Annotated in this window: 24 protein-coding genes and 1 tRNA gene; 9 read left to right on the top strand and 16 right to left on the bottom strand. The window is 74.7% G+C overall.

Annotated features, from left to right (window positions below):
• A partial coding sequence (locus BX285_RS23530; protein ID WP_147465222.1) for a helix-turn-helix domain-containing protein occupies positions 1–168 on the bottom strand: 168 nt, incomplete at its 3' end.
• Between the two features lie 167 nt (positions 169–335).
• On the opposite strand from BX285_RS23530, the gene BX285_RS23525 reads away from it, so the two are divergent.
• Complete coding sequence (locus tag BX285_RS23525; protein WP_121177106.1) at positions 336–1,244, top strand: NAD(P)-dependent oxidoreductase; 909 nt, start codon at positions 336–338, stop codon at positions 1,242–1,244.
• Positions 1,245–3,227: 1,983 nt separating this feature from the next.
• On the opposite strand, the gene BX285_RS23520 is transcribed toward BX285_RS23525, so the two are convergent.
• The 3 genes from BX285_RS23520 to BX285_RS23505 all read right to left on the bottom strand — a co-directional run bounded on the left by BX285_RS23520 (position 3,228) and on the right by BX285_RS23505 (position 6,393).
• Complete coding sequence (locus BX285_RS23520) at positions 3,228–4,040, bottom strand: maleylpyruvate isomerase family mycothiol-dependent enzyme (protein ID WP_121177103.1); 813 nt, start codon at positions 4,038–4,040, stop codon at positions 3,228–3,230.
• A 168-nt stretch (positions 4,041–4,208) separates the two neighbouring features.
• A complete protein-coding gene (locus tag BX285_RS23515) occupies positions 4,209–4,466 on the bottom strand; it encodes a hypothetical protein (protein WP_121177100.1) in 258 nt (85 codons plus the stop codon).
• A gap of 1,036 nt (positions 4,467–5,502) precedes the next feature.
• Positions 5,503–6,393, bottom strand: a complete 891-nt coding sequence (locus BX285_RS23505; protein ID WP_121177095.1) for a LysR family transcriptional regulator — start codon at positions 6,391–6,393, stop codon at positions 5,503–5,505.
• A gap of 122 nt (positions 6,394–6,515) precedes the next feature.
• On the opposite strand from BX285_RS23505, the gene BX285_RS23500 reads away from it, so the two are divergent.
• Both BX285_RS23500 and BX285_RS23495 read left to right on the top strand, forming a co-directional pair.
• Complete coding sequence (locus tag BX285_RS23500; RefSeq protein WP_121177878.1) at positions 6,516–7,028, top strand: nuclear transport factor 2 family protein; 513 nt, start codon at positions 6,516–6,518, stop codon at positions 7,026–7,028.
• Positions 7,029–7,347: 319 nt separating this feature from the next.
• The gene (locus BX285_RS23495) at positions 7,348–7,617 is read left to right on the top strand and encodes a hypothetical protein (RefSeq protein ID WP_097234450.1); all 270 of its coding nucleotides are present in this window, start codon (positions 7,348–7,350) and stop codon (positions 7,615–7,617) included.
• A gap of 148 nt (positions 7,618–7,765) precedes the next feature.
• On the opposite strand, the gene BX285_RS23490 is transcribed toward BX285_RS23495, so the two are convergent.
• From BX285_RS23490 to BX285_RS23465, 5 genes are all read right to left on the bottom strand, one after another.
• Complete coding sequence (locus BX285_RS23490) at positions 7,766–8,497, bottom strand: VC0807 family protein (RefSeq protein ID WP_179852631.1); 732 nt, start codon at positions 8,495–8,497, stop codon at positions 7,766–7,768.
• Between the two features lie 65 nt (positions 8,498–8,562).
• Positions 8,563–9,162 carry a TetR/AcrR family transcriptional regulator gene (locus BX285_RS23485; RefSeq protein WP_097234451.1) on the bottom strand — a complete coding sequence of 200 codons (600 nt, stop codon included), beginning with the start codon at positions 9,160–9,162 and terminating at the stop codon, positions 8,563–8,565.
• A 307-nt stretch (positions 9,163–9,469) separates the two neighbouring features.
• Positions 9,470–9,889, bottom strand: coding sequence for a hypothetical protein (locus BX285_RS23480; protein ID WP_121177092.1), 420 nt, complete (start codon positions 9,887–9,889; stop codon positions 9,470–9,472).
• A 563-nt stretch (positions 9,890–10,452) separates the two neighbouring features.
• Positions 10,453–12,117: an FAD-dependent monooxygenase gene (locus BX285_RS23470; RefSeq protein WP_121177876.1), complete on the bottom strand. Its 1,665-nt coding sequence runs from the start codon at positions 12,115–12,117 to the stop codon at positions 10,453–10,455.
• Between the two features lie 121 nt (positions 12,118–12,238).
• The gene (locus tag BX285_RS23465; protein ID WP_097234453.1) at positions 12,239–13,270 is read right to left on the bottom strand and encodes a glycosyltransferase; all 1,032 of its coding nucleotides are present in this window, start codon (positions 13,268–13,270) and stop codon (positions 12,239–12,241) included.
• Positions 13,271–13,515: 245 nt separating this feature from the next.
• On the opposite strand from BX285_RS23465, the gene BX285_RS23460 reads away from it, so the two are divergent.
• Positions 13,516–14,334, top strand: coding sequence for a methyltransferase domain-containing protein (locus BX285_RS23460; RefSeq protein WP_097234454.1), 819 nt, complete (start codon positions 13,516–13,518; stop codon positions 14,332–14,334).
• A 105-nt stretch (positions 14,335–14,439) separates the two neighbouring features.
• Here the strand turns inward: BX285_RS23460 and BX285_RS23455 are convergent, their stop codons facing one another.
• Positions 14,440–15,351, bottom strand: a complete 912-nt coding sequence (locus tag BX285_RS23455) for an SDR family oxidoreductase (RefSeq protein ID WP_121177089.1) — start codon at positions 15,349–15,351, stop codon at positions 14,440–14,442.
• Positions 15,348–16,013 carry a TetR/AcrR family transcriptional regulator gene (locus BX285_RS23450; RefSeq protein WP_121177087.1) on the bottom strand — a complete coding sequence of 222 codons (666 nt, stop codon included), beginning with the start codon at positions 16,011–16,013 and terminating at the stop codon, positions 15,348–15,350. Before BX285_RS23450 ends, BX285_RS23455 begins: the two co-directional genes overlap by 4 nt.
• A gap of 229 nt (positions 16,014–16,242) precedes the next feature.
• Between BX285_RS23450 and BX285_RS23445 the strand changes: the two genes are divergently transcribed.
• The 3 genes from BX285_RS23445 (at position 16,243) to BX285_RS23435 (ending at position 19,279) form a co-directional block, all read left to right on the top strand.
• Positions 16,243–16,443 carry a hypothetical protein gene (locus BX285_RS23445; RefSeq protein WP_097239728.1) on the top strand — a complete coding sequence of 67 codons (201 nt, stop codon included), beginning with the start codon at positions 16,243–16,245 and terminating at the stop codon, positions 16,441–16,443.
• A gap of 140 nt (positions 16,444–16,583) precedes the next feature.
• Positions 16,584–18,683, top strand: a complete 2,100-nt coding sequence (gene ligA / locus BX285_RS23440) for an NAD-dependent DNA ligase LigA (RefSeq protein WP_398901001.1) — start codon at positions 16,584–16,586, stop codon at positions 18,681–18,683.
• Positions 18,680–19,279 (top strand): serine hydrolase, encoded by a 600-nt coding sequence (locus BX285_RS23435; protein WP_398900999.1) that lies wholly within the window; start codon positions 18,680–18,682, stop codon positions 19,277–19,279. Before ligA ends, BX285_RS23435 begins: the two co-directional genes overlap by 4 nt.
• A gap of 67 nt (positions 19,280–19,346) precedes the next feature.
• On the opposite strand, the gene BX285_RS23430 is transcribed toward BX285_RS23435, so the two are convergent.
• Positions 19,347–19,415, bottom strand: a tRNA-Glu gene (locus tag BX285_RS23430).
• Positions 19,416–19,655: 240 nt separating this feature from the next.
• Between BX285_RS23430 and BX285_RS23425 the strand changes: the two genes are divergently transcribed.
• Positions 19,656–20,675: an AraC family transcriptional regulator gene (locus BX285_RS23425; RefSeq protein ID WP_259470656.1), complete on the top strand. Its 1,020-nt coding sequence runs from the start codon at positions 19,656–19,658 to the stop codon at positions 20,673–20,675.
• A 223-nt stretch (positions 20,676–20,898) separates the two neighbouring features.
• Here BX285_RS23425 and BX285_RS23420 read toward each other — a convergent pair whose 3' ends face one another.
• The 4 genes from BX285_RS23420 to BX285_RS23405 form a co-directional block, all read right to left on the bottom strand.
• Entirely contained in the window at positions 20,899–21,894 is a 996-nt protein-coding gene (locus BX285_RS23420) for a DUF4232 domain-containing protein (RefSeq protein ID WP_121177081.1), read from the bottom strand.
• 117 nt (positions 21,895–22,011) lie between these two features.
• Positions 22,012–22,236, bottom strand: a complete 225-nt coding sequence (infA, locus tag BX285_RS23415) for a translation initiation factor IF-1 (protein WP_097234458.1) — start codon at positions 22,234–22,236, stop codon at positions 22,012–22,014.
• Positions 22,237–22,311: 75 nt separating this feature from the next.
• Positions 22,312–23,109 carry a GNAT family N-acetyltransferase gene (locus BX285_RS23410; protein ID WP_097234459.1) on the bottom strand — a complete coding sequence of 266 codons (798 nt, stop codon included), beginning with the start codon at positions 23,107–23,109 and terminating at the stop codon, positions 22,312–22,314.
• Positions 23,110–23,308: 199 nt separating this feature from the next.
• Positions 23,309–24,406 carry a chemotaxis protein gene (locus tag BX285_RS23405; RefSeq protein ID WP_121177078.1) on the bottom strand — a complete coding sequence of 366 codons (1,098 nt, stop codon included), beginning with the start codon at positions 24,404–24,406 and terminating at the stop codon, positions 23,309–23,311.
• A gap of 244 nt (positions 24,407–24,650) precedes the next feature.
• On the opposite strand from BX285_RS23405, the gene BX285_RS23400 reads away from it, so the two are divergent.
• Positions 24,651–25,118 carry a MarR family winged helix-turn-helix transcriptional regulator gene (locus BX285_RS23400; protein ID WP_097234461.1) on the top strand — a complete coding sequence of 156 codons (468 nt, stop codon included), beginning with the start codon at positions 24,651–24,653 and terminating at the stop codon, positions 25,116–25,118.
• The last annotated feature ends 5 nt before the right edge of the window (positions 25,119–25,123 follow it).

Below are 25,123 nucleotides of genomic sequence, written 5' to 3'. Positions count from 1 at the left end.
CCGAAGCTGCAGGATCAGCATCCTCTCGCTGATGCCGTCGAGCGTTCGACGCAATTCGCCGAAGCGCAGCGGGCTTTCGCCGAGCCAGAACAGGATCAGACCCTTCCACTTCCCTCCCATGACGTCGATGGCGGCGTCCAGTCCGCAGGTGTAGCTCCGCTTCGTCATCCGCTCTCCGATCCGTGCCCGCGATGCCCGCATGCCCGCACAATTCTGTCGGTACCCAACAGAATTGTAGGTACTTGTGGATCCACCGGTGTCCTCGCAGCATGGAGCCCGTATCCAACTCCTGCCGAATTCGGGGAAGTTCGGCAGCCGACGATCGGAGCAGAGGAATGACCGGGCAATCCGACCGCACACCCGTGACCGTCATCGGACTGGGCTCGATGGGCAGCGCACTGGCTGCGGCGTTCATCGACGCCGGGCACCCGACCACCGTCTGGAACAGGACCGGGTCGAAGGCCACGCCGTTGGTGGCGAAGGGCGCCGTCCACGCGGCAGGGGTCGAGGTGGCGGTAGCGGCGAGCCCGCTGGTCGTCGCTTGCCTGACGACGTACGGGGACACCGTCGAGGCCCTCGCCCCGGCCGCCGCAGCCGGGGCGCTCGCGGGACGCGCCCTCGTGACGCTGAACAGCGGCTCGCCGTCCGGTGCCCGCCGGACGGCCGCGTGGGCGCTCGGCCACGGCGCGCGCTACCTCGACGGGGCGGTCAAGAACGTACCGTCCGCCGTCGGCGCCGAGGACACCCTTCTGTACTACGGCGGGGATGGCGACGTCTTCGCCGAGTTCGAGTCGACGCTGCGGGTGCTGGGCGGTGACACCGTCCACCTCGGCGCCGACCCGGACCTCGCCGCCCTGTACGAGACGGCGGTGGGCGCCACCCTGCTGCCCGCGCTCGTCGGCTTCTTCCAGGGCGCCGCGGCGCTGCAGGCACGCGGCCTGGAAGCCGGGTCGATGGTGCGGTTCAGCGTCAAGTGGTTCGAGATGATCAATTCGGTGCTGCCCCTCTTCGCCGAGCAGATCGACAGCGGCGAGTACGCCGTGCCCGGGTCCTCCGTGAACGTCTTCCTCGCCGGAGCCCCTTCGGCCGAGGAACTCGGCTGGGAAGCCGGCCTCGACGTGCGGTGGCAGGCACCGCTGTACGACCTGCTGCGCCGGGCGGTCGAGGCCGGTCACGGCGACCACAGCGTCTCCGCCGTGGCCGAGGTCCTCAAGCTCACCTCCCCGGACCGTCAACCGCGGTGACCGCCACCGGTCCGGCCGCGCGAGAATGGGCGCGTGACCGACAGCCGGCTCCCCCGGGGCATCACTACCCTGTTCCCCGGCGCCCCGCCGCGGCCACGCCCGGCGAGCGGGCGGCGTCGCAGCTCCTCCACCTGCGGACGGCGGAGGTGCCCCTCCCGCTCCTGGCCGCGGCTGCGGAGCTGATCACCCCGCAGCTGGAGAGCGCGGACCCGGTCACCCGCGAGGCCGCCGCCGACGTCCGCGCCCGTCTGCTCGCAGCCCTCGACGGCGCCGCCCCGCGCACCGCCCGACCGGGCACGGGCCGAGGCCGAGGCCGACGCCCGCCCCGGGCGGCGACCGGGGCCGGGCTGTGCGCGGGGTCGTTGACCGGGGGTGCCCACCGACCCCGCTGCCCGGATCGATGCCGCCGCCGTCGCCTGCGCCGCACATAGCCCCCGCGTACGGGAGGCCCTTGCTCCGGCTCAGGTTCTCCTGGCCGGGGTGCGGGCGCTGATCCTCGCCGGCTTCGACCACCAACGCGCAAGCGGACACTGACGGACTGGCGCAACGGTCGGTCGGCACGGCACTTTGACCGACCTCTTCCTCTGCTGTCGCGAGGAAGAGGTGTCGATCGGGCCGACCGCTTGCCCATCGGTGCTGACCTGCGCAGACGTCTCCCATGGGGAAGCCGGTCACAACCTCCGGTGCAACGCACGGCGCAACCTCCCGGCCCACTGTCCAGGCAACGGTCCAGCACCCCATGGAGGCAACCCCTCCGCAGGGTCAGCATGCCCACCACCCCCGTGCTGCCGAACACTGGACCCGGTCAGCGGTGGCGGCCCTGGGGGCCGGGGGAAGCGAGGACGTCGACGCGCAGCGAGGTGATCACGTCGCGCCGGGGTCGGCAGGTCGGCGATGTCGTAGGAGTGGCCCCGGCCGCCGGGGCCACGGTCGGTGGGGCCACGGTCGGTGGGCGGGGGCCGACCAGGCCGACAGGCCCGTGGCATCGCGGGGAACAGGGGCATTGCCGAGACGAAACCGGGGGTGGTCTGCCGGCGACAGCGGACTGGCTCTCGGGACTGCCCGGCCGCCGGCGGCAGGGGAGTGCTGTCCCCTGGGGGTGAAGCGGAACAGGCAGCCGGGGCAGTGGCGGTGACGGCGGGTGCTGTCGCTTCTCTCCGGGGCGACATGGGCGCCGGTCGGGGCTCGGCGACGGCCCGCGACGGCCGGCGGCGGCGTGGTGACCCCCCGGGCACCGTGTCGGCGGTTCGGCGCCGGTCCCGGGGCAGGCCGGGACGACGGCGGTGCGACGGACGACACGGGGAACAGCGAATCGTCTGTGACCGGGTCGGCCTGCGGAACCGCCCCAGGGTGGAACAGCGGGGCCTGGCTCGGGGCGCCGGCGGGCTACGAGGATCCACTGGGCAAGCACGCTGGCGGCCGGAGCACGGTTGTCCTCGTGAAGATTTTGCTCAGCCATACCGGAGCAGGAACCCGGCGTCGTACCCGGGCGGCACCTCCGGGACCCGGCAACCACCCTGCCTGGCGGCCGGCCGGTGGCGAAGCATCAGGGCCGATCCGATCCCGAGCCGGACAGGACAAGCAGGCAGGCAGGCAGGCAGGCAGGTGGCTTGCCCGAGCCGGTGGGCAAGCCACCTGCCTGCGCCTTTCGGGGGCCGGGCAAGCCCACGGGCAAGCGTGTGCGAGGAAGGCGCATGGCATTGGCCTGAAGAGGAGAGGCGTCAGGACCGGAACGTTCTTCCTCGTTCGGGATCTCCACCCACCCGGACACACCGACCCGTCGTTACTGCGCGCGAGGGGCCGGTACGGACGGCGGGCTATCGCCGCGCCGGCCTGCAGCCGGACACCGCAACGACGGCCGGGGCGACCGGGGGCCGAGGGCACGGGCACGCACGACGAGCCGCCAGGCTCCGGCGGTCGCCGGTGCCCGGGATGGAGGTGGCCTCGGCGATGGCGGGTGGGTGGGTGGGTGGGTGGGTGGGGTCAGGGGGCGGCGAACAGGGTGGGGAAGGTGGGGGCCAGCCAGGGGCGGCGGCCCCAGGCGAGGACCTTGCCGCGGGTGAGGGCGGCGGTGGCGGTGTGGCGGCCCAGCGCGATGAGGAGGAAGGCCACCGGTTCGGTCAGGATCGTGCAGTCCGGGCGGCGCGGTGGTTGCGGGGTGACCACGGCGGCGCCGTCGGTGAAGGTCACCGCGAAGGCGCCGAGGCCGCGCACCCGTAGCCGGTAGCAGGCGCTGTGGCCGGCCGCGGCACGGGTGTCCACCACCCTGGGCATGGCGGTGCGCAGAAATGGCATCGTCAGCCCGGCGCGGTGGCGGTCGACCGGGTGCGGCCGCCCGAGGGCGACGGCGATGTCGTAGAGGTGGCCGAGCATGTGGGTCAGCAGGTAGGCGCCGAGGGTGTCCAGGTCCATCGGGCCGAGCGGGGTCAGTACCGGTTCGGTGCCGCTGCGCGGGCGGGCTGCGGTCGTGAACTCCCGTGCCCAGTAGGCGATCTCCCCGGCGAGGACGGCCGGGCGCCGCTCGGGCCGCTCGGCCAGTGAGGCCTGGTTCGCGGCGGCCAGCGAGCCGGCAGTGCCGTCCCCGTAGGGCCGCTCCTCGCCTGCGGCCAGGGCGGCCATCAGCTCGTTGGCCATCGCGAGGTGCGCGGCGGCCTCGGCGACCGTCCACTCGGCACCGGGTATCGGGATGTCGCCGTGGGCGCCGGCGAGCAGGGCGGGGGCCTCGTCGCCGACCGCGGCCACTGCCTCGAAGAGCGCGGTGCGTGCGGCACCGGCTGAGGGCTGGGGGAACGTCATGGTGGTGAAGACTGGCCCACCCTCACACTGCTGTCCAGACCTGCGGCCCGCAGCGCAGCGTGATGCCGCGCGGGGCGCCGGGGGCCCCGCGCCGTGCAACCGGGGCCCGCGCCGCTGGTGCGCGGCGCGGGGCGGGTGGGCGGGGGCGCGTTGCGGGCCGTGGGCGGGTCAGGACTGGCGGCGCAGGCGGCGGGCGAGCGGGAGCGCGGCGGTGCCGAGGGCGGCGGAGGCGGGCACCGTGTCGGCGGCGGGCTTGGCGGTGGTGTTCCCGGGGGCCTGGGCGGCGGCGACCTTGACGGTGCTGCCCTGGCTGCGGGTGGTGGTGCCGCGGAACGGGGTGGCGCCCCCGTTGACGAACAGGCACGGGTCGATCGAGGTCGCGCCCGGCGGCGTGGTCGCGTCGTAGGACACCCGCACCCGGGTCACCGTGGTCTTCCCGGCGCCGATGGAGGAGTCGCGGCCCTGCAGGTAGACGCCGGGCCTGTCGTCCGGGATCCCGTCGAAGACCTTCTCCGGCGTGGTTCAGCTGCCGTCCGCCTGGCGGACCTGGACGGTGGCGTGGGGTCGACGAACAGGACGTTGCCGAGGTTGGTGTACGCGGATGGGGTGGGGTTGGCCAGCACCGCGTCGAACTCGATCGGCGCCCCGCCGGCGATCGCCGTGGCGGGCACGTGGGCCAGCGAGCTGCCGATGGGGTCGACCGTGATCGTGCTGACCTGCTCGCCCAGGTTCTCCCCCCGGTTCCCGGCACGGTCAGGCGCGAGCTCAGGGTGATGGCGCGAAAGCCCCCGTTGCTCGCGCCGGCGTGCGCAAGGCCCATCGGGGCGCCGATGCGCACGTCCAGCTTCCCGCTCGTGCCGGCCGCGACCGCGGTGGCGCCGGTCATGCCGTGGCAGGTGGCCTGGTCACCGCCTGGGTAGAAGTCCAACGGGACCGACTTCCAGATGCCGTCCGCCGGGTCCTTGTAGTCGATCGTGATCGCGTGCGGCGGCGTGCCGGCCTCGGTGGAGGTCTGCAGCAGGAGCGCGTACGAGGTGTCCTCGGTGCCGGTGTTGGTGATGGTCTCGGTGAACGCGACCGGCTGCCCGGCGAAGCCGACCGCCGCCGGCGCCTGGACGCTCAGCGCCCCGGCCTGCGCGTCGTGCAGGGCCTGGGCGGAGGCCGTGGCAGCGGCGGTCGACGGCGCGACGGGAACGGCGGGCCGTCTGCGCCGGGAGGGCGAGCGAGCCAAACTCGGGGTTCGACTGCGCCGGAAAGGCTGGACGGATGACGTGTGTGAGCGAGTCGGTGAGCGGCCGGGACGCGCGCCTGTGAACCCTTGCGGTCCACGGGCGGAGCATCGCCCCGCCGGAAGGTGGCCCCCTTCCGCGCCTGTCATCTGACCAAGACGCGCAGCCCCGTCGGGTTGCAGAGGGATCCGAGAATTTTTTCGGACCCTCGAACCGGGGCGGGGCTGCTTCGTTCAGCCGGCGCCGGTGACCAGGGCGGTGGCGGCCTCGGTGAAGGCGCGCACGCGGGCGGCGGGGTCGCCGCCGCGGCGGATCAGGCCCCATTCGAGCGGCGGCGCGCCGTGCAGGGGGACGTAGGCGACATCCGGGCGCGGGTAGTAGCGCCGGGCGTGGGCCCCGACGGGCAGGACGCCCCGCCCGGCGGCGACCAGGGTCAGCGCCTCGGCGACGGTCTCGGCCGACGGGCCTGGTGCGGCGGCGTCGGCCGACGGGCCTGCCCGGTCCGCGGGTGGCGCTTCCACGGGGGCGCCGTCCGGCAGCCGTACCACCGGCACCGCCGCCAGGTCCCGGACCGAGGCGCCGTCCGGGCGGTCGAAGAGGTGCCCGGCGGGGACGGCGAGCATCCGGGCCTCGCGCACCAGGACCGGACCGGCGGCGATGCCCTGCCCCGGCGCGGACAGGGGCACGAGGGACAGGTCCACCTCGCCCTCGCGCAGCCAGCGGACCGTCTCCGTCATCCGCGCCTCCCGCAGCACCACCTCGCAGCCGGGCGCCCGCTCCCGGAACAACTCGACCACCCCGACGAGGAGTTGGCCGGCGGCGGCACCGGCGTAGGCGACCCGCAGCGTGCCGGACAGGCCCCGCCCGGCCTCCACGGCCCCCTGCAGCGCGGCCCCCACCGCCTCCCAGGCCGGCCCCAGCTCCTGCGCCAACCTGCGGCCGAGCGGCGTGAGTTCGACCCGGCGGCTGGTGCGCTCGAACAGCGCCGCCCCCACCCGCCGCTCCAGCTTGCGGATGGTCTGGCTCACGCGCGCGGTGGACACCCGCAGCCGCTCGGCGGTGCGCCCGAAGTGCAGCTCCTCCGCGAGTGCCAGGAACGCCTCCACCTCGTACCGCTCGATCACACGCCACCCCGTCGTTAAGCCCGAGTTCACGATCATTGCGCAGACGGCCGTTGTTCGCCAACGATCACGGCGGGAGAGTGGGGGACGTCGAAGCCGAACTCCCCCACCCCGCGGAGGACATCATGACCGCCCACCCCCTGCAGGCGCTGGCCGCGCAGCCCGGCGACACCGCCGCCGTCGTCGCCGAACTGCGCGACCGCGCCGAGATCACCGACGCCCTCCACCGCTTCGCCCTCGGCCAGGACCTGAAGGACCGCGAGCTGTTCGCCTCGGCCTTCACCGCCGACGCGGAACTGGACTTCCGCCCCGCCGCCGCCCGCTGGGGCGCCGAACCGCCCCTGATGACCGGCCGCGACACCATCGTCGACACCATCCTGGCCATGTTCACCGGCCGGGTGGACACCACCCACCAGGTCACCAACCCGCGCATCGCCGTCGACGGGGACACCGCCCGCCTCACCGCACTCGTCGAGGCCCAGCACCTGCTCACCGACGGCTCGGGCACCCACGCCCTGCTCAAGAACCCCTACACCGTCGATTTGGTCCGTGGCGACGGCGGCCGCTGGCTCGTCCACCGGATGCGCATCGACAACAGCTGGCTCACCGGCGACCCCACCGCCGTCTTCGGCGCCTGAACGGTGACCGGAAGCCGCGGTCGGCCGCCGGCTGCCGGCCCGTAGGAATCGGCGCGGCGCCGGCGGGACGGTGATCGCCGGCGACGGCGGCCGGTGACTGCGGCCGGGGCTGGGGAGCCTGCTCCGCCCGACTGATCCCGGGCGATAAGCGTACGATCCGTATCCCTGCAGGTCGGCGCGGTGTGTCTGACGAGCTGTGAGGTCCGCTCGGGCGGTGGCAGCGCTTGCGGGGGGTGACGGCGCATGGCTGTCTGAAGTCGTGGCGAGGCCGACCGGCGCCGCCGCTTCATTTCCTGGATATCCGTGGAGGATCTTTCCCATGCGTGCTCTCAAGCGTGTTCTGGCCGTCAGTGCTCTCACCGTCCCGCTCGTGATCGGCTGCGCCGGTCTGGCCTCGGCCCAGGAGGGCCTGGACGCGAACTTCGGCAAGGGCTACTTCACCGCGAACCAGAACGGCGCCGGCGTCGCGGCGGTCGAATCACACGTCGGCCCCGACGGCATCTCGCACGCCGACTTCTGGATCTTGGCCGACGACAACGGAGTCACCGGCTCGTTCACGGGTTCCGGCGCCACCTGGAACAACGGCTGACGAAACCGCGGCACCGGGCGGGCGGGAGCGGTCACCCGCCCTGCCCGACCAGGCGGCCAGGCCCCGGCGGGCGTCCTGAGGATTCCTCAGGACGCCCGCCGGGGCCCGTCTGCGGGGCGGCCGTGGGGTCGGCCACGGGGTCGGACCTTCAGACCTTCAGGCCGTGGCGGGTGACGTACCAGAAGTGGAAGGCGAACAGCCCGCCCAGCACCGCCAGCCACTGCAGCGAGTTCACCAGCGGCACCAGGTCCACCGGCAGAGTGGAGGCCAGGACCACCCGGATCACGGCGTCCACGGCGAACCCGAGGCCCCAGACCGCGGTCAGGGTCCGCAGGTGGCGGCGGAAGGCCGCGTCGTGGTCCCAGCGCCCCACCCACTCCTGGGCGCCCGCCTCGCCGATCTTGGCGGCGACGATCGAACGCGCCGCGGTCAGCATGAACGGGCGCTGCGTGGCCAGGGTGCCCAGCACCCAGATCCCGAGCACGCCGAACACCCAGCTGTCGCGCACCAGCAGCACCCGGGGGCTGCCGCTGACCATCGACATCAGCGCACCGACGACGATCATCAGCAGCGTGAAGACCGGCATCACCTCGATCCGGCGGCTGCGCACCATGCCGAGCACCAGCCACGGCACCAGCAGCAGGCTGCTGACCAGGAGCGCGGCCCACTGGCTGAGGCCCACGCCCTGCAGGACGTAGAAGCCGCCGAGCGGCAGCGCGAGTTCGAAGACCAGCGACTTGACCAGTGCGCGCTTGGCGGCGCGGGACTTGTGGGCCTTCTGGTCCGCGCCCGGTGCGGACGCGGCGGCCTGCGGGCCGGTCTCCCGGTCGGTGTCCTGCTGGGTGTCCTGTCCGACCTGCTTGTTCACGATCTCCCCCATCACGCTCGCCCCTCCCATGACTGCCTCTGCCCTGTCCTGTGTGACCTGCTGATCCGGGTGTGCCGCTACGGTTCGGCGCGGGTGGCCCGGTCGAAGGTGTCCGCGAGTTCGCGGCCGGCCTCGGCGACGTCGAAGGTCGGATCGCCCACCCAGCGCATCACCACGGCGTCGATCGCCCCGCGCAGCGCGACGAGCATCAGCCGGGGGTCGAACTCCCGGAACTCGCCCGCCTCCTGGGCTGCGCGGACGGCCTGCTCCTGGCTCTCCATCAGCTGCTGCACCGAGGCCTGGTAGCCCACGTTGGTCGGGTCGTCCCCGCCGAGGTTGGGCAGCACCTCGATCAGCGCCTTCAGGTGCTGGGGGCAGACCGTGAGCAGTTCGACGTTGGACTCGATGAACGCCCGCAGCCGCTCCCGTGCGCCCTCGGCCGCGCCGACCCTGGGCGCCATGAAGCCGGCGGTCACCCTGGTCACCTCGGCGACGACCTCGTGCATCAGGTCGTCCTTGCCGGCGAAGTGGTACGAGATCATCCCGGTGCTGCTCAGCCCGGCCTGCTTCGCGATCCGGCTGAACGAGGCCTTCGCGTAGCCCAGTTCGGCGACCACTTCGATGGCGGCCTGCACGATCTGCGCCCGGCGCCCCGTCTCGGTGAACGTCCGACCCATCCCCACGCCTCCTTGCCCCTGCGAGCAAGCTCTTGCTCGCCTGAGCAAGACTCTAGGGCAGTTTGCTCGCCTGAGCAAGAACTTGCCCGCGCGAGCAAAAATCTGGGCGTGCGGGGTGGTGCGGTGCAGTGCGGGGCTCGGGGTCGCAGTGGTGATACGCGGGGCGACCAGGGCGACCAGGGCGACCAGGGCGACCGTACGGCGAGGCGGAGGGCACGGCGGGGGGCGGAGGGCCGGGGGGAACGAGGAGGGCCGGGCGGGCGTGCGGGGATTCCGCGCGCCCGCCCGGCCCCCGGCCGGTGGCGTGTCAGGCGACCCGGCGCCACGCGCTCCAGCTGCCGTCCGCGGAGTGGAAGCGGGACCACAGGCCGCCGTCCGTGCCCTTCGCGCCGACCTCGAACTGGCCGAGGCCCACGTCGGAGGCGATGATGCCGACCCCGCCGACCAGGTAGCCGCCCAGGGACGACCAGGCACTCTTCTTGCCGGACGCGCTGCTCGAACGCGTCCACACGGCGTGGTCGGTTCCGATCACGAAGGCCTGCCGGCGGCCGTCCCGGTAGGCGTACTCCACGATGCCGGGCTGACCGTACTCGGCACCGCAGAGGTACTCGCCGCCCCAGGTGGGGCTGACGCAGTGCATCGGCTCCGCCACCGCGTCGGCGGGCGCCGCCGTCAGCGCGACACCGGCGAGAACGGCGGCCGCCACCGCCGTCTTGATCTTCTTCACGGGTACTCCTCAGTCGGTACGGACCGAAGCCGCCCGTCCGGCGGGCGGCCCCCTCACCTGAGGTGACGGGCGTCCGGAATCGACGGGTTCACCCGTGCCGCCGGCTGCGTGGGCAGGACGCGGGCGGGGCGGACGAGGGCGGCGAGGAGCGGGGGCAAGGCGGGACGGGGAGCGCGGTCCTGCCGCTTGACCCGCGCCGCACCCGCTCCCGCGAAGTGCGCCGGGATCACCAACTCCCCTTCTGCTGCCGCCCGTTCCAGCACCTTCAGCCGGCTGGCCGCCGCCCGGACCGGATCCAGGCAGAAGCAGCTGCTGCACGAGGGTGCTCCAGCTGCACGGGCGAGTGCATCAGGTCCCATTCCGCCCACCGCCGCGGGTCCGCCCCGCTGCTGGTGCGTGCCGCGGACCCGGCCGCCGGGTCGAAGAACGCCCGGTCCGCCGCCGGCATCCTCACTGCGCGCGCGGGACGAAACCTGCCAGGTCCAAGCTGATGATCGCATTCATGTCGGCTTCCTCTCGCCCCGCTCCGCCTGGGAGCACCCCGTTCACGGGCCGGTGGGGCGTCAGTTCCCCAGGGCGCGGGGGCCGGGGCACGACGGGCGAGGACGGGGGCTCGGGAGTGCGCCGGCCCAGCGGTGGAGGGCGGCTTCGAGGTCTGCGGCCGCGTCGGCGGTGCGGCCGGTGTCGCAGGCCCAGGCGACCACCCCGTCCGGGCGGACCAGCACGCCGGCCGGCGTCGCGGCACCCGGGTCGGCGACGGCGCTCACCCGCCCCTTCCAGGCCTCGGCGAGGCGGGCGAGCGCGCCGTCCGGGGTGCGGTCGAGCAGCAGGAAGCCGCCGCCGTGGCCGTGGTCGGCCAGCCGGGAGCCGTCCCCCAGCCACAGGTCGGGGGCGCAGCGGCCGACCAGGGGGTGGCTGCCGGGCAGGTCGACGCGCTGGGTGACGCCGGAGATCTGCTTGACGGCGTGGGTCGCGCCGTCCGGGGTGGCGAGCAGGTCGGCGAGGACCTGCCGCAGGGCGGCCGACGCGGCGTCCCCGCGCATCACTGCGGTCTGGGCCCGCGTCCAGTCCAGTACCCAGGCGCCCAGGGGGCGGCGTTCGGCGTCGTAGCTGTCGAGCAGCCCCTCGGGCGCCCATCCGGCGACCACGGCGCCGAGCTTCCAGCCCAGGTTCATCGCGTCGCCGACCCCGAGGTTGAGCCCCTGGCCGCCGAACGGCGAGTGCACGTGCGCGGCGTCGCCGGCCAGCAGCACGCGGCCCGACCGGTAGGCGGCGGCCTGGCGGGCGTTGTCGCTCCAGCGGGTCGCGGCGCCGCGCAGCGCGGTCAGCGTGACGTCGGTGCCCGAGACCCGGCGCAGGACGGCCTGCAGTTCGTCGAGGGTGACGGGTGTCGTACGGTCGGCGGGCGGGCGGGCGAACTCCACGGTGGCCACCCGCCCGGGCTGCGGCCCGCAGCGGTACGCGCCCCGGGCCGACCACGTCCATCCGTCGGCGAGCTTCTCCGGGTCGGCGATGTCGACGAGCGCCGCGTGTCCGGTGAGTTCGGGGTCGGTGCCGGGGAAGGCGATGCCCGCGAGGCGGCGTACGGTGCTGCGCCCGCCGTCGCAGCCGACCAGCCAGCGGCTGTGCACCGGGCCGGCGGTGGTGGTGGCGAGGACGGCGTCGCCGGTGTCCTCCAGCCCGGTGACCTCCACCCCGCGGCGCACCGGGACGCCGAGCCGTGCGACGTGGCCGGCCAGCAGTTCCTCCAGTTCGCGTTGCGGGACCATCCGCGCTGCGTCGACCGCGGTGTGCGCGGCGAGGTCGGGGTCGGTCCAGTCGACGAGGCCGGGGTCGAGGACCATCCCGGCGAAGTGCCCGGTGAAGCGCGGCTCGCCCGCCGGCCGGCCGGCACCGGGGCGCAGGCTGTCGGCACCGGGGCGGGGGCCGTCGGCCGGGTTCGCGAAGGGCCCCGTCCGGGCGAGCAGGTCCCGGTGCACCCGTTCGGCGGCGGGCAGCAGGCCGCGGCGGTCGAGCGCCTGGGCCGTCGGCACGTTGATCGCCCCCGCCTTCATGCCCGGGTCGGGCTCGGCCAGCCGTTCGAGCACCTGCACCCCCACCCCGCACAGCGCCAGTTCCGCGGCGAGCACCAGGCCCACCGGCCCGGCTCCGACCACGGTCACCTCCACGTCCGTGGCGGTGCCCGTAGCAGTGTCGGTGGCGGTGGCGGTGTCCGCGTGGTGGTTCATCGGCTTCATGACGAACAGTGTTCCATAAACGAACAGCGTTCACTACGGCTCGGCGGCAGCCCGGTGGAGGACGGGGAGGGGCCCGGGCCGGTGCCCCCTGCCGCCGGCTGCCGGGGCGGCGTCAGGCCCGGGCGGCGGCCTGGCGGGTGCGGCGGGCGAGGCGGTGGAGGCGCTGGACGGCGACGAAGCGGTGCATCCGGTCGGCCAGCGTCAGACGGTACTTGAGGCGCAGCTGGGTGTTCAGGCCGGCGAGGCGGTCGGGGCCGATGGCCCGGAGCAGTCGGCTGACGTGCTGCTGGTAGGTCTCGCGGTAGTCGCGGTCGCCGTCCGGGACGGTCCAGAAGAACATCGGGATCTCCTCGACCAGGCAGTTGCGGTCGTAGGCGCGCAGGTGGTCGGCGAACACCGGCTCGGGGCGGGCGAGCAGCCATTCGCGGACCAGTTCCATCGAGCGGACCCGGTCGATGAGGCCGCGCGGGTCGGTCCTCTTCTGGGTGATGGACAGGTCGCCGTCCTCGCGCACGCGCCAGTGGTAGATCGGGTCGGCGAGGACGTCGACGCGTTCGGCGAGGAAGTGGTGGGGCACGCTGACCGGCGCGTCCTCGTACAGGATGCCCTCGGGGTAGAGGATGCCCGCGGCGTCGAAGAAGGAGCGCCGGTAGACCTTGTTCCAGGCGGTGCGGTCGGTGACCAGGGCGGGCAGTTCGCTGACGTGGGTGCGCAGCCGGGTCTCGCGGAACGGGCGGCGGTGGGCGTGGGAGGGGGTGAGGCCGGTGGTGCGCAGGCGCATCGCGTTGCCGGTGGCGAAGTCGGATCCGGTCTCGTCCAGCGTGCCGATCATCAGCTCGTACGCGTGCGGGGGCAGGGTGTCGTCGCTGTCGACGAAGGCGAGGTAGGCGGTGCCGGGGGTGAGGTGGCGCCAGCCGGTGTTGCGGGCGGCGCCGAGGCCCTTGTTCTCCTGGCGGACCAGCCGGAAGCGCGGGTCACGGTCGGCGTAGGCCGCGGCGATGGCGGGGCCGTCGTCGGTCGAACCGTCGTCGACCATGACGCATTCGAAGTCCTCGAAGGTCTGGGCCGCGATCGAGTCCAGGCATTCCCGGAGGTAGCGCTCGACGTTGTAGATCGGGACGACGACGGACAGGCGCGGGGCCATCGGACGGCCTTTCGCTCAAGCGGCGGACGGGCCGGACGGACCGGGCGGGTGCGCGCCGCCGACGGCCGTCACCGGCAGTGGCCCGAATGTAGGGACAGCATACGGCTGTTGGGCGAACGCGCAGTGGCGTCGAGCCTGCCGGGCGGTGGAGCAGGCGTGTCCTGCGTCAACCGCACGGGAACGGCGTCAACCGCGTGTGAACGGCTTCGCCCGTGCGTGGGAGGCGTCTTCCTATAGTGGGCGCCATGACCGACCCGCGCCCCACCTCGGCCTTCCACGCGGCCAACGCCGACCCCGCGCTCACCGACCGGTTGACCGCCGCGCTGGACGTCCAGGCCGGCAATCCCGGTGTGCGGCGGCTGCGCGCGTGGGCGCACGAACGCCTCGCCGCGCGCCCCGGCGAGCGGGCGCTGGACGTCGGCTGCGGCACCGGCTCGGAGACCCGGGTGCTCGCGGCGGCGGTCGCCCCGGGCGGCACCGCGACCGGTCTCGAACCCCACCCGGGCCTGCGCGCGGTCGCCGAGCGGCGCGCCGCCGAGGCCGGCAGCCCGGCCCGTTTCCTGGACGGCGACGCGCTCGCGCTGGCGCTGCCCGATGCCGGGGTGGACGTGGTCTGGTGCGAGCGCGTCCTGCAGCACCTGGACGATCCGGAGCGGGCCGTCGCCGAGATCGCCCGGGTCCTGCGCCCGGGCGGGCGGGTCGCCCTGCTCGACACCGACTGGTCCACCTTCGTCCTGCACCCGGCCGCCCCGGAGGTCCGTCCCGCGCTGGCCTCGGTCGCCCGGGCCGCCGCCGCCACCCCGGACGCCGGGCGCAGCCTGGCGCTCTGGCTGGCCGGGGCGGGGCTGGCCGTCGACGAGCTCGGCGCCGACGTCCTCGTGCACGATCCGCGCACCGTCAGCCGGCCGATCGTCCAGGGGCTCGGCGCGGCGGCCCTCGGGCGGGGCCTGATCACCGAGGAGCAGCGCGAGCGGCTCCTCGCCGGCTTGGAGGCCGCGGCCGGACAGGGCGCCTTTCACCTGTCGGTGACGATGTTCGCCGTCGTCGCCCACCGGCCCGGCTGACCGGCCGTCCGCCCGGCCGGCCCCGCTGAGCGGCTGCCTTCCCGGCCCGAGGGGGCACGGGCCGGGCGGACGGGCCGGTGGGCGGAGGCGGTGGGCGGGCCGGTGTCAGAGCGGGTCCCCCAGCGGGCCGAACCTCTCCTCCAGGTTCTCGGCCCAGTGGGCGGCGAAGTCCGGCCGGGTGCCGTCGGTGTCGGTGAAGCCGTACTCCCGGTACAGGCCCCAGGTGGCCAGCGCCTTCCCGGTCTTGGCCATGACGTTCGGGTCGGCGGCCAGGGCGGCCACGGCCCGGCCCAGGTAGGCGGGGCTCTCGGAGTGGGCGAAGTCCGGGTCCTGTGCCGCGCCCTCGCGCCAGGTCTGCTCGGTGACGCCGAAGTGCTCCAGGACGGCCTCCGAGCGCAGGAAGCCCGGGGTGATCGCGAGGGCCGCGACGCCGTGCGGGGCGAGTTCGGCGGCCTGGGCGACGGCGAGGCGGATGACCGCCGACTTCGCCAGGTCGTAGAAGAAGGAGCCGCGGTAGCGGGCGGTGTTGCCGTCGGTGACCTCGACGACCAGGCCGCTCCCGCGGGCGACCATCAGCGGCAGCGCGTACCGGCTGGTGATCACATGGGTGTCCACCGCCTGGCGCAGCAGCCGCAGGCCGGTGTCGAGGTCCTGCTCCCACAGCGGGTGGTTCCAGTCGGTCAGCGGGTCCGCGCCCCAGACGGAGTTGACCAGGACGTCCAGGCGCCCGTCCTGGTCGGCCGCGATCCGCTCGACCAGGGCCCGGACCTCCTCGGGGCGGCTGTGGTCGGTGCGCACGGGGATGCCCAGGCCGCCGGCGCCGGTGATGCGGGCGGCGGTCTCCTCGATGGTCTCCGGGCGGTCCAGGTCGGAGCGGGCGCCCGTGCTGCTGCGGCCGGTGACGTACACCGTGGCGCCGGCCGCGCCGAGTTCGACGGCGATGCCGCGCCCTCCGCCCCGGGTGCCTCCGGCGACCAGGGCCACCTTTCCGGCCAGCGGGCGCGTGTCGGTCGTCATGAATCCTCCGGGGTGTCGGCGGGGAGCGGCTGGAGACGGGGCGAGGGGTGGGACGGGCGGCGGGGGGACGGCCGGTGGGGCGGGCGGTGGGGGGAGAGCGCGGCGTCGAGTTCCCGGCGCAGCCGCTGCCCGAGGGTGCCTTCGCGTTCGAGGGCCCAGGTCAGGCCCGCGCCGGCGGTGACCGCCTGCACGGTGCGGGTCAACGCCGGGACGTCCGTTGCAGCGCGCAGCTCTCCGGTGTCGGCGGCCTGCGCCAGCAGGTCGCCGATCGCCCGTGCCTGGGCGTGGTGGACGGCCAGCGCGCGCTCGTGGAGCTGCGGGTCGGCGAGGTCCGCGCACAGGAAGGCCAGGTGGTTGGCGAAGGCCTGCGGCGTGGCCAGCTGCGCCGTCGCCTCGGTCAGCAGCTCCGCCAGGGCGGCGAGGGCACCGTCGGGCGTGCGGCGCACCCGCCCGATCAGCTCGTCGGCGTCCCGGACGGACTGGTCGGCGAGCGCCAGGAGCAGCCCGCGCTTGGAGCCGAACCGCTGGACGAGGGTGCCCGGGACGACCCCGGCCTCGCCCGCCACGGCGGCCAGGGTGAGCCCGGCGGGCCCCACCCGGCCCATGACCCGTGCCGCCGCGCGCAGGATCACCACGTCGTCGACCCCTCGGGGGCGTCCCATCGTCGTCACCTCGTTAATAAATGGCTGTTCATTTATTAAACACCGGGCACCGGGCGGCGGGCAATGCAGGGGCAGGACAGGGACGGGCCAGGAGGCGGGACGGGGGCAGGCGGGGTGGTGAATTAACCCGGATGGAGTAGTTTTGTCGTGCTCCACCCGCCGTACCCTCGCTTCCAGCAGACCATCGAAGGACCGTGCGAGCGGGCCACCAGGCGATGAGGTGATGGACATGCAGCAACCGTTGAGCGGAGACGTGCCGGAGTCGGCTTCCGAGGTCCGGCGACAGCTCTACACCGGATCGGAGCGCCCCTTCGACCCGGAGGACCTCGTGATGGCGTCGGGCCGCGACGTCACCCCCGAGCGTGTCGCCTGGGCGAGGCAGCAGATCGAGCAGAAGGGCGCCGCCGCCCTGGAGCGCTACCTCCCCTGAACCCACCACCCCCGAAGGGCCCGGCCCGCCCGCCGGGCCCCCGGGCGGGCACCCACCGCGAGCGGGCATCCGGCCCCCGCGCCGCCGGCGCCGGGACCGGCCGCCGGCGCCAGGGTCGATTGTCAGTGCGAGTGGCGATGATGATGCCCATGAACGACGCCGCTCTGCTCACCCCCGGCGACTACGCCGACGCCGTCACCGCCGCCGTCCGGGCTGCCGCCGCCTACTACACCGACGGCGCCACCCCGCTCGGCGACGACGAGTACGACGCCCTGCTGCACACCATCGCGGCCTACGAGCAGGCGCACCCGGGCCAGGCGCTGCCGGACTCCCCCACCGGGAAGGTCGCCGGCGGCGCGGTCGAGGGCGACGTGCCGCACAGCGTGCCGATGCTGTCGCTGGACAACGTCTTCTCCGCCGAGGAACTCACCGACTGGGCGGCCGGGCTGGAGCGCCGCCTGGGCCGCCCGGTGGACGCCTGGTGCGTGGAGCCCAAGCTCGACGGCCTGGCCGTCGCCGCCCGCTACCGCGCCGGGCGCCTCCACCAACTGATCACCCGTGGCGACGGCCTCGCCGGCGAGGACATCAGCCACGCCGCGGACGCCGTCCTGGGCCTGCCCGCCGCGCTCGCCGAGCCCGTCGACGTCGAGCTGCGCGGCGAAGTCCTGCTCACCCGCGAGCAGTTCGAGCACGCCAACGAGGTGCGCACCGCGCACGGCGCCGTCCCCTTCGCCAACCCGCGCAACGGCGCCGCCGGCACCCTGCGCGCCAAGGACCGCCCGTACCGCGTCGAGCTGACCTTCTTCGGCTACGCCGCCGTGGGCCTGGACACCGCTGCGGGCCCGGACGGCGAGCTCACCCACAGCGCCCTCCTGGAGCGCCTGGCCGCGCTCGGGGCCAACACCGCCGCCACCACCGCCGCCCACCCGCTGCGCTGCGCCACGCTGGAGCAGGCGCAGCAGCGCATCGAGGAGATCGCCGCGCTGCGCCCGGCCCTGCCGTTCGGCATCGACGGCGTCGTGGTCAAGGCGGACGCCGCCGCCGACCAGCGCGACGCCGGTTCCGGCTCGCGCGCGCCGCGCTGGGCCGTCGCCCGCAAGCTCGCCGCCGAGCACAAGGTCACCCGGCTGCTCGACGTCGAGTGGAACGTGGGGCGCACCGGCATCATCGCCCCGCGCGCGGTCCTGGAACCCGTCGTCATCGACGGCGTCACCGTCACCTACGCCACCCTCCACAACCCCGCCGACATCACCCGACGCGGCCTCATGCTCGGCGACCGGGTCTTCGTCTACCGCGCCGGGGACGTCATCCCGCGCGTCGAGGCCCCGCTCGTCGAGGAGCGCACCGGCGACGAGCGTCCCATCGCCTTCCCCGAGTCCTGCCCCCGCTGCGGCGACGCCATCGACACCGGCGAGCAGCGCTGGCGCTGTGCCCGCGGGCGCAACTGCCAGGCCGTCGCCTCGGTGGTCTACGCGGCCGGCCGCGACCAGCTCGACATCGAGGGCCTGGGCGGCACCCGCGCCGTCCAGCTCGTCGAGTCCGGTCTGGTCGCCGACATCGCCGACCTGTTCTCGCTCACCCGCGAGCAGCTCCTCGGCCTGGAGCGCATGGGCGACACCAGTACCGACAACCTGCTCGCCGCGATCGAGACCGCCCGCAGCCGTCCGCTCAACCGGGTCTTCTGCGCGCTCGGGGTGCGCGGCACCGGGCGCACCATGTCCCGCCGCATCGCCGCCCACTTCGGCTCCATGGCCGCGATCCGCGCCGCCGACGCCGAGACGCTGGCCGCGGTGGACGGGATCGGGGCGGAGAAGGCCCGGGTCATCGTCGCCGAACTCGCCGACCTGGCACCGCTGTTGGACCGGCTCGCGGCCCGGGGCGTGGGCACCGCCGTCACCGCCCCGCAGGCGCCCGGCCCCGCAGGCGCCGGTGACGCTTCTGGCGGCGCTTCCGGCGAAGGCCCGACGCCGGCCGGGACGGCCGGGCCGCTCACGGGCGAGGCCGTCGTCGTCACCGGCAGCATGACCGGCCCGCTCGCCGCGCTGTCCCGCAACGAGATGAACGAGCTCGTCGAGCGCGCGGGCGGCAAGGCCTCCTCGTCCGTCTCCAAGCGCACCACCCTGCTCGTCGCCGGCGAGAAGGCCGGCTCCAAGCGGGCCAAGGCCGAGGAGCTCGGCATCCGGATCGTCACCCCCGACGAGTTCGCCGCCCTCGTCGCCGACCACCTGCCCCGGGGCTGACGGACGGCCACCCTGTCCCCGGCCCGGTTGACGCGGCGTCAGCCCGGCAGGCCGGGTCGGCGCAACCACGGGGAGGCCGGCGGGAACAGCGGGGCTCGGGGCGGAGGTCGGCCGGCCGGGTCATGGAGGGACCGGGGCCGTCTCCCGCGGGTGTCGGCCACATGCGCCTGGCCAGTGCCGCCAAGGCGTTCAACGGCGCGGTCGCGCTGCGCCTGGTGGACTGCGGACTGCTCGGGCTGGACGACACGCTCGCCGAGCGGCTGCCCGCGCTGCCCGCCGCCTGGGGCACGGTGACGCTGCGCCAGCTGCTGAACCACACCAGCGGTCTGCCGGACTACAGCGACGCGCCGCGGTTCGTCGACCTGATCCGCGCCGACCCGCACCACGTGTTCGACTCCCGCCGCCTCCTGGACTTCGTCGCCGGGCACACCGGCAACACCGCGGGCTACACCCAGCTGGGCGCGGGCACCCCGGACGGGCGCCGCAGCCTCACCGTCTCCGTCACCACGCAGGTCGACCAGGCGGGCAATCCGGACCTGCTGGCGCACCTGCGCGCGGTCGAGGAGGACTTCGTCTGCGCGCTGCCGGCCGACTGAGGACGCCTGAGGGGGCCGCAACGCCGCAGGGGCGGAAGTCGAATCGACTTCCGCCCCTGCGAATCGGAGCGCCGGGCCCGAATCGAACGAACCCCTCCCACTGAAAGTGGGCGTGCTACCGCTGCACCACCGACGCCTGCTCCGGCAGGTCCCCGACCGCTTTCGCGATCTTGTCCCGCCGACAGGAAGAACGTACCAGTCCATGATCGGAAGACGGAAATCGGCGGCCGGCCCGCTCCCGGCCGCCCCCCTGCCCGCCGTCGCACCGTCACCGCCCCCTTACGCTCTGGCAAGTCGCCGCAGGGCCGCCCGGCGCCGCCGGGGCCGGGCCCCGGCGGCGGGCCGCAGGAAGAACGCGCAGGAGGGAGTAGGGAGCGTGGGCGCGAGGACGGCGACTGTGTTCCGGGGCGAGGACGTGCCCGCGAAGGAACGGTTCGACTGCTGGCGGGAGCTGATCGGGCGGACCAGGGACAGCGAGATGACCAGTGCTCACGCCGACCACTTCGAGGCGGAGATGCGCCGGCTGGAGCTGGGGCCGGTGACCCTCCTGCGGTCCTCGTTCCCGCCCTCGCGCTTCCGGCGCACCGCCGCCATGGTGCGGCGTTCGGACCCGGGGGTGTACCACCTGACCCTGGTCCTCGACGGGGGCCTGTCGCTGGCGCGCGACGACCGCGAGCCCACCGCCGTGTTCGGCGCGGGAGAGCTGTACGTGCTCGACAGCTCCCAGCCCTACGACGTGCGGGGCCTCGGCGTGCGCACCGCCGGGCGGGGCCCGCGCCGGGTCGAAGCGGTGGGCGTCGACTTCCCCGTGTCCGCGCTGCCGCTGCCGCCCCACCGGCTGCACGACCTGATGGGACGCGGCTTCTCCGGGCGGGAGGGCACCTGCGCGCTGCTCACGGACTTCATCGTCGGCCTGGACCGGCAGGCCGCCCTCCTCGGACCGACCGAGACGCCCCGCCTGGGGACGGTGCTGGTCGACCTGGTGGCCGCCTGGCTGGCCCGGGAGCTGGACGCCGAGGCCGAAGTGCCGGACGACGCCCGCCAGCGCGCCCTGGTGGAGAACGTGCGGACCTACATCCGCCGCAACCTGCACGACCCCGAACTGACACCGGCCGTGATCGCCGCCGCCCACCACGTCTCCCTCAGCTACCTGCACCGCCTGTTCACCCAGCACTCCCAGGGCGAGACCGTCGCCGCCTGGATCCGCGGCCGGCGCCTCGACCAGGCCCGCCGCGACCTGGCCGACCCCGCGCTGCGCACCGTGCCCGTCCACGCGCTCGCCGCCCGCTGCGGCATCCCCCGCCCCTCCGACTTCAGCCGCGCCTTCCGCGCCGCGTACGGGCTCTCGCCCAGCGAGCACCGCCGCCGGGCGCTGTGCGAGCCCGCGCACGGGTAGCCGCGAACGGGTAGCCGGGCACGGGCGGACGGGCACGCACGGGCGGGTGGCCGGGCGCGGGTGAAGCCACGGTCGGTGGACGCATTGCCAAGGGAGTGTCGACGCAGTGCCAACACGACGGGGCCGCGGCCTGGCATCGTCCACGGGGGACGGGTCGGCGGCCCGGCACGCCACGGGGGAGCGTGCCGGGCCGCCGGTCTCGGTGCCCGGAGGCGGAGGCGGATCAGCCGCCGGCGGCCGGCGGCCTGCTCGCGGGGGCCTGTGCTGCGGCGTCCTCCCTGGCCCAGGCGCCGATGCCGAGGCGGCCGGTGGTGCCCAGGTCGAGTTCCGGGGTGACCATCACGGGAGCCGCACCGGGGGTGGCACGGACCCGGACGTAGGGGACGTTCACCGGGGTGCCGGCCTCGGTGGTGTTGCGCCACACCAGGGTGGCTCCGGCACCCTCGCCCGGGCGCAGCGCGATCTTCTGCGGCGGCTTGTCCGCGCCGGTGCCGGTGGCGATCTCGGCGCCGCCGGAGAGCAGTCGGACCCCGTCGACCGGCCGGTGCCCCTGGTCGAGGAGTTGCAGGGTCGGGTAGCCGTCGAGGGCCACCGTGGTGGTGCCGCAGTTGCGCAGGTGCAGGCCGACCACGCGCAGGCCCATGGCGGCGTCGCCCTGGTCCGCGTACAGGCGCAGGCCGGAGGGCGGGCAGGGGCCGTCGGGCCGGGGGGCTTCGGCGCTGGGGACGCTGCGGACCTTGAGGATCTTCACCTGCGGTGCGGTGCCCGGCTTGGCCGTTGCGGGGCCGGGGCCGGGTGCGGTCAGGTCGAGCCGTCCCTTCTCGGTGGCGCCGGGGGCCAGTGCCGTGACGGTCCGTGACAGGTTGCCCGGTCCGCTCGCCTGGTCCGGGGTCCGGGCGAACAGCACGGTGATGTCGGAGGGTTCGGCGCCGGGGTTGGTCACCTCGTACTCGGCGCAGGCCGGGCCGACGGCGGTGATCCGTACGCCGTCCTGGGCGGGGCCGGCCGGCTGCGGCGCCCCGCACGGCCCGGTGCTGCCGGAGGCCGTCGGGGCGCCGGCGGCCCCGGCCCGCGCGCTCGTCCCGCTCGTCCCGGCCGTCTGAGTGCCGCAGCCGGTGAGCAGGACGGCGGCGAGGGCGGCGACGGCGGTGGCGGCCGGGGCCGCCGGGGCGGGACGGCGGGCCGTCAGCGTTCTGGTGGGCTTCTCGAACTGGCGCATCGGCCGAGTCGATCACGCTTCGTGCCCGAACGGCTGTGAGCCGGGCCACTCCCCCTGCAACAGCTCTGCAATGGTCCGGGCCCGCCCCGGGGCGGGGCGGGCCGCTGAGGGCGGGCGCTAGGAGCGGTAGCGGTAGCGGATGCGGCCGCGGGTGAGGTCGTAGGGGCTGAGCTCCACGAGGACGCGGTCGTGCGGGAGGATCCTGATGTGGTTCTTGCGGACCTTGCCGCTGATGTGGGCGAGCACGGTGTGCCCGTTGGGGAGTTCGACCCGGAAGGTGGCGTTGCGCAGGCACTCGGTGACGGTGCCTTCGACTTCGATGCCGTCTGTTGTCTTGGTCATGTCTCTCACCTCTTCGTTCGTGGCGTGTCGGGGGTGCGGCGGGGTGTGGCGGGGTGCAGCGGTGGTGACGGTGCGTCAGGGGTGGACGAGTTCGAGGGTGGCGCCCGCGCGGCGGGCGCCGATGGCCTCGAACAGGGCGGTGGCGGCCGTGTTGGACTCCGCCACCTCGGCCCAGGCCGTGGCGGTGCCGTTGCGGTGCAGTTCGCCCAGGGCGTGGGCCAGCAGGGCCCGGGCGATGCCGCGGCGCTGGTGGTCGGCCCGTACGGCGAGCATCCCGATCCGGGGCTGGCGGGGCAGCGGCGCGATGCGCAGCAGCCCGACGTACCGGCCGTCCTGACGGGCCACCGCGTACTGCGAGGGGTCGAGCACGGTGGTACCGGCCGGGCGGGGAGGGATCTGGGCCGGCATGGCCGGCCAGCCGACGCCGGCCTCGACCTCGGCGTGGATGACGCGGTCGAGGTCGCGCAGCGGGCCTTCTTGGGCCTCACCGGCGGGCACGATGGTCACCCCTGCCGGGGGGCGTGCCGCGTCGAGGCCGGTGGCCTGCGGGTCGGTGGGCACGAGGTGGCCCCGCTCGCGGCGTACGGGCGTGAAGCCGGCCCGCTGCCAGGCGGCTGTCGTCTCGTGGTCGGCCTCGTCGGTGACGGCGTGCAGCGGGGCCGGCAGGTCGGCCGTCATCGTGGCGGCGATGCGGTCGAAGACCGCGTCGTGCCATGCGTCGATGCTGACGAACAGCCGGCCGTCGGGGCGGTGGGCGGCGTCGCCGTGGCCGACCACGTGGTCGTCCTGCACGGCGTGCCACTGGGTGTCCGAGAGTCGGGTGACCACGAGGGGGTGGCCGCCGGTGCCCGGGGTGGAAAGGGAAACGTTCATGGCGGTGCCTTTCGGGAGTGCCTGGTCTGAGGCGCTCCCGGGCGACACCTGAGTCAGTCGCCCGCCGTGGTGGAGAGGGGGAGCACCCACACGGATACAGCCTTCATGGGTCTCACCTCCTCGCGTCGTCTTCACGGCTGCGCTGACCGTAGCAGGCGCCGGTGCGCGGGCCCAAGCGATTTAACGGGCCCCGGGTGGGTCAGTAGCGCAGGGCGGCGGCGATCCGGCCGCTGTCGGCGAGGGTGTCGTCGGGGACGAAGGCGACCTTGGCGCCGGTGTCGAGGGCACGTTCGATCACCTCGTCGACGATGTCCTCGCGGACCCCGGGCCGGCCGGCCTCGTCGGGGACGAGGTGCTCGCCGTCGTCGCGGACGGTGGCGCGGTAGTTCTCCTCGACCAGCAGCCGTTCGACCCGGCCCTGGCCGGCGGCCTGCCAGACCTCGTCCAGGCCGGCCGCGTACGCCTTGCCGCCGCGGGCCCGGTCGAGCAGGGCGAGGGCGTCGGCGGCCTCGCGTTCGGCGTGGGCGCGCACGGCGGGTGCGACCACCTTGCGGACGGTCTCGGCGTCGGCCTGGGCGAGGCCGCCGTGCGGGATCTGCGCGGTGGCCTCCCGGGCGATCGGCCCGGCGGCGTCCAGCAGGGCCAGGGCGGCGGCCTCGCCGACCACGTACAGCGGGCGGGGGTCGTCGGCGAGCAGCTTGCCGAGCTCGGTCTCGGCCCGGCGCAGGAAGGTCTTGGTCTCCTCGTCGCGGAAGGTGCTGGGCGTGTCGCCGATGCGTTCCTGCCGTTCGGGGTCGGGGTTCTCGTTCACGCGCACCAGCGGGAAGCCGTTGCCGGTCCGCTCGGCGACCCGCTCCTCGGTGCCGCCCCACACCGCCACCCGGTCGGCGGCGATCGCGACCACCCAGTGGGGGCGCTCGGCGGCGTGGGCGGCGACCAGGTTGCGGGTGAGGAAGGTGTCGGACACGACCACCCGGGCGGGGGCGGTGCGCCCGAGTGACCAGACCTGGTGCTCGCCGGGAGCGGCGAGGATCGCCAGCCCGTCCTCGGCGTGTACCAGGTCGACTTCGGCCAGGGCCCGGTCGAGCTGTCCCAGCACGTCGATCCGGTCGGCGCGGGAGACGTCGGGGTCGGCCTGGACTCTCTCCTTCGCCTCGGCCAGCAGGTTGCGCAGCCGGACCGGGTCCTGCGCGTCGTCCGGCTCCCGGCGGTGGGTGGGCATCAGGATCGACACCGCCGGATAGGGCCGGGGCCGGCGCAGCTCGGCGAGGACGGCGGGGCTGAGGGCGGGGTGCATGGAGAGCCTTTCCGAGGGCGGGTTTTGGTCTTCTGTGCGTGGGCGCGCGGGGTCGGGGGGCCTGTCCTGACGCACTGGTCCCGAATTGTTCTCAATGTATCGATCTGAGGGGGTTATGGCGCCGCCGGGATCGGTGCCCGAGCCAGTCGGGCGAGTTAGTTGCATGAGCGGTCTATGGGCCTTGGCTGGTATTTTGCTTGATGGCTTATCCTGGGAGCGCAACCCTTCGGGAAGGAGGCGGCCCATGACCGCCACGGACCCCGCACTCACCGCGCTGGCCAGCGGCTGGGGCGCCCTGTCCCTGCTGCACGGCAGGATCGAGTCGCACATCGAGCGCGCCCTGCAGTCCCGGCACGGCCTGAGCGTGCGGGAGTACTCGCTGCTGGACGTGCTCAGCCGCCAGCACGACGGGGAGGGCGGGCACCTGCAGATGAAGCAGGTCGCCGACGCGGTCGTGCTCAGCCAGAGCGCCACGACCCGCCTGGTCACCCGCCTGGAGGACCGCGGCCTGCTGGCGCGCTACCTGTGCCCGACCGACCGGCGCGGCATCTACACCGACGTGAGCGAGGCCGGCCTGGAGCTGCTGGCGCAGGCCCGTCCGACCAATGACGCCGCCCTGCGCGAGGCGCTGGAGCAGGCCGCCGGCAACCCCGAGCTGGTCCCGCTGGTGCGGGCGGTGGAGGCCGTGGACGCCGCCTCCCCCCGGCGCTGACCCGG

This window comes from Streptomyces sp. 1114.5 (genome assembly GCF_003635085.1).
GTDB lineage: Bacteria > Actinomycetota > Actinomycetes > Streptomycetales > Streptomycetaceae > Kitasatospora.
Note: the sequence above shows the minus strand (reverse complement) of the source record. Positions and strands in the feature narration are given on the sequence as shown.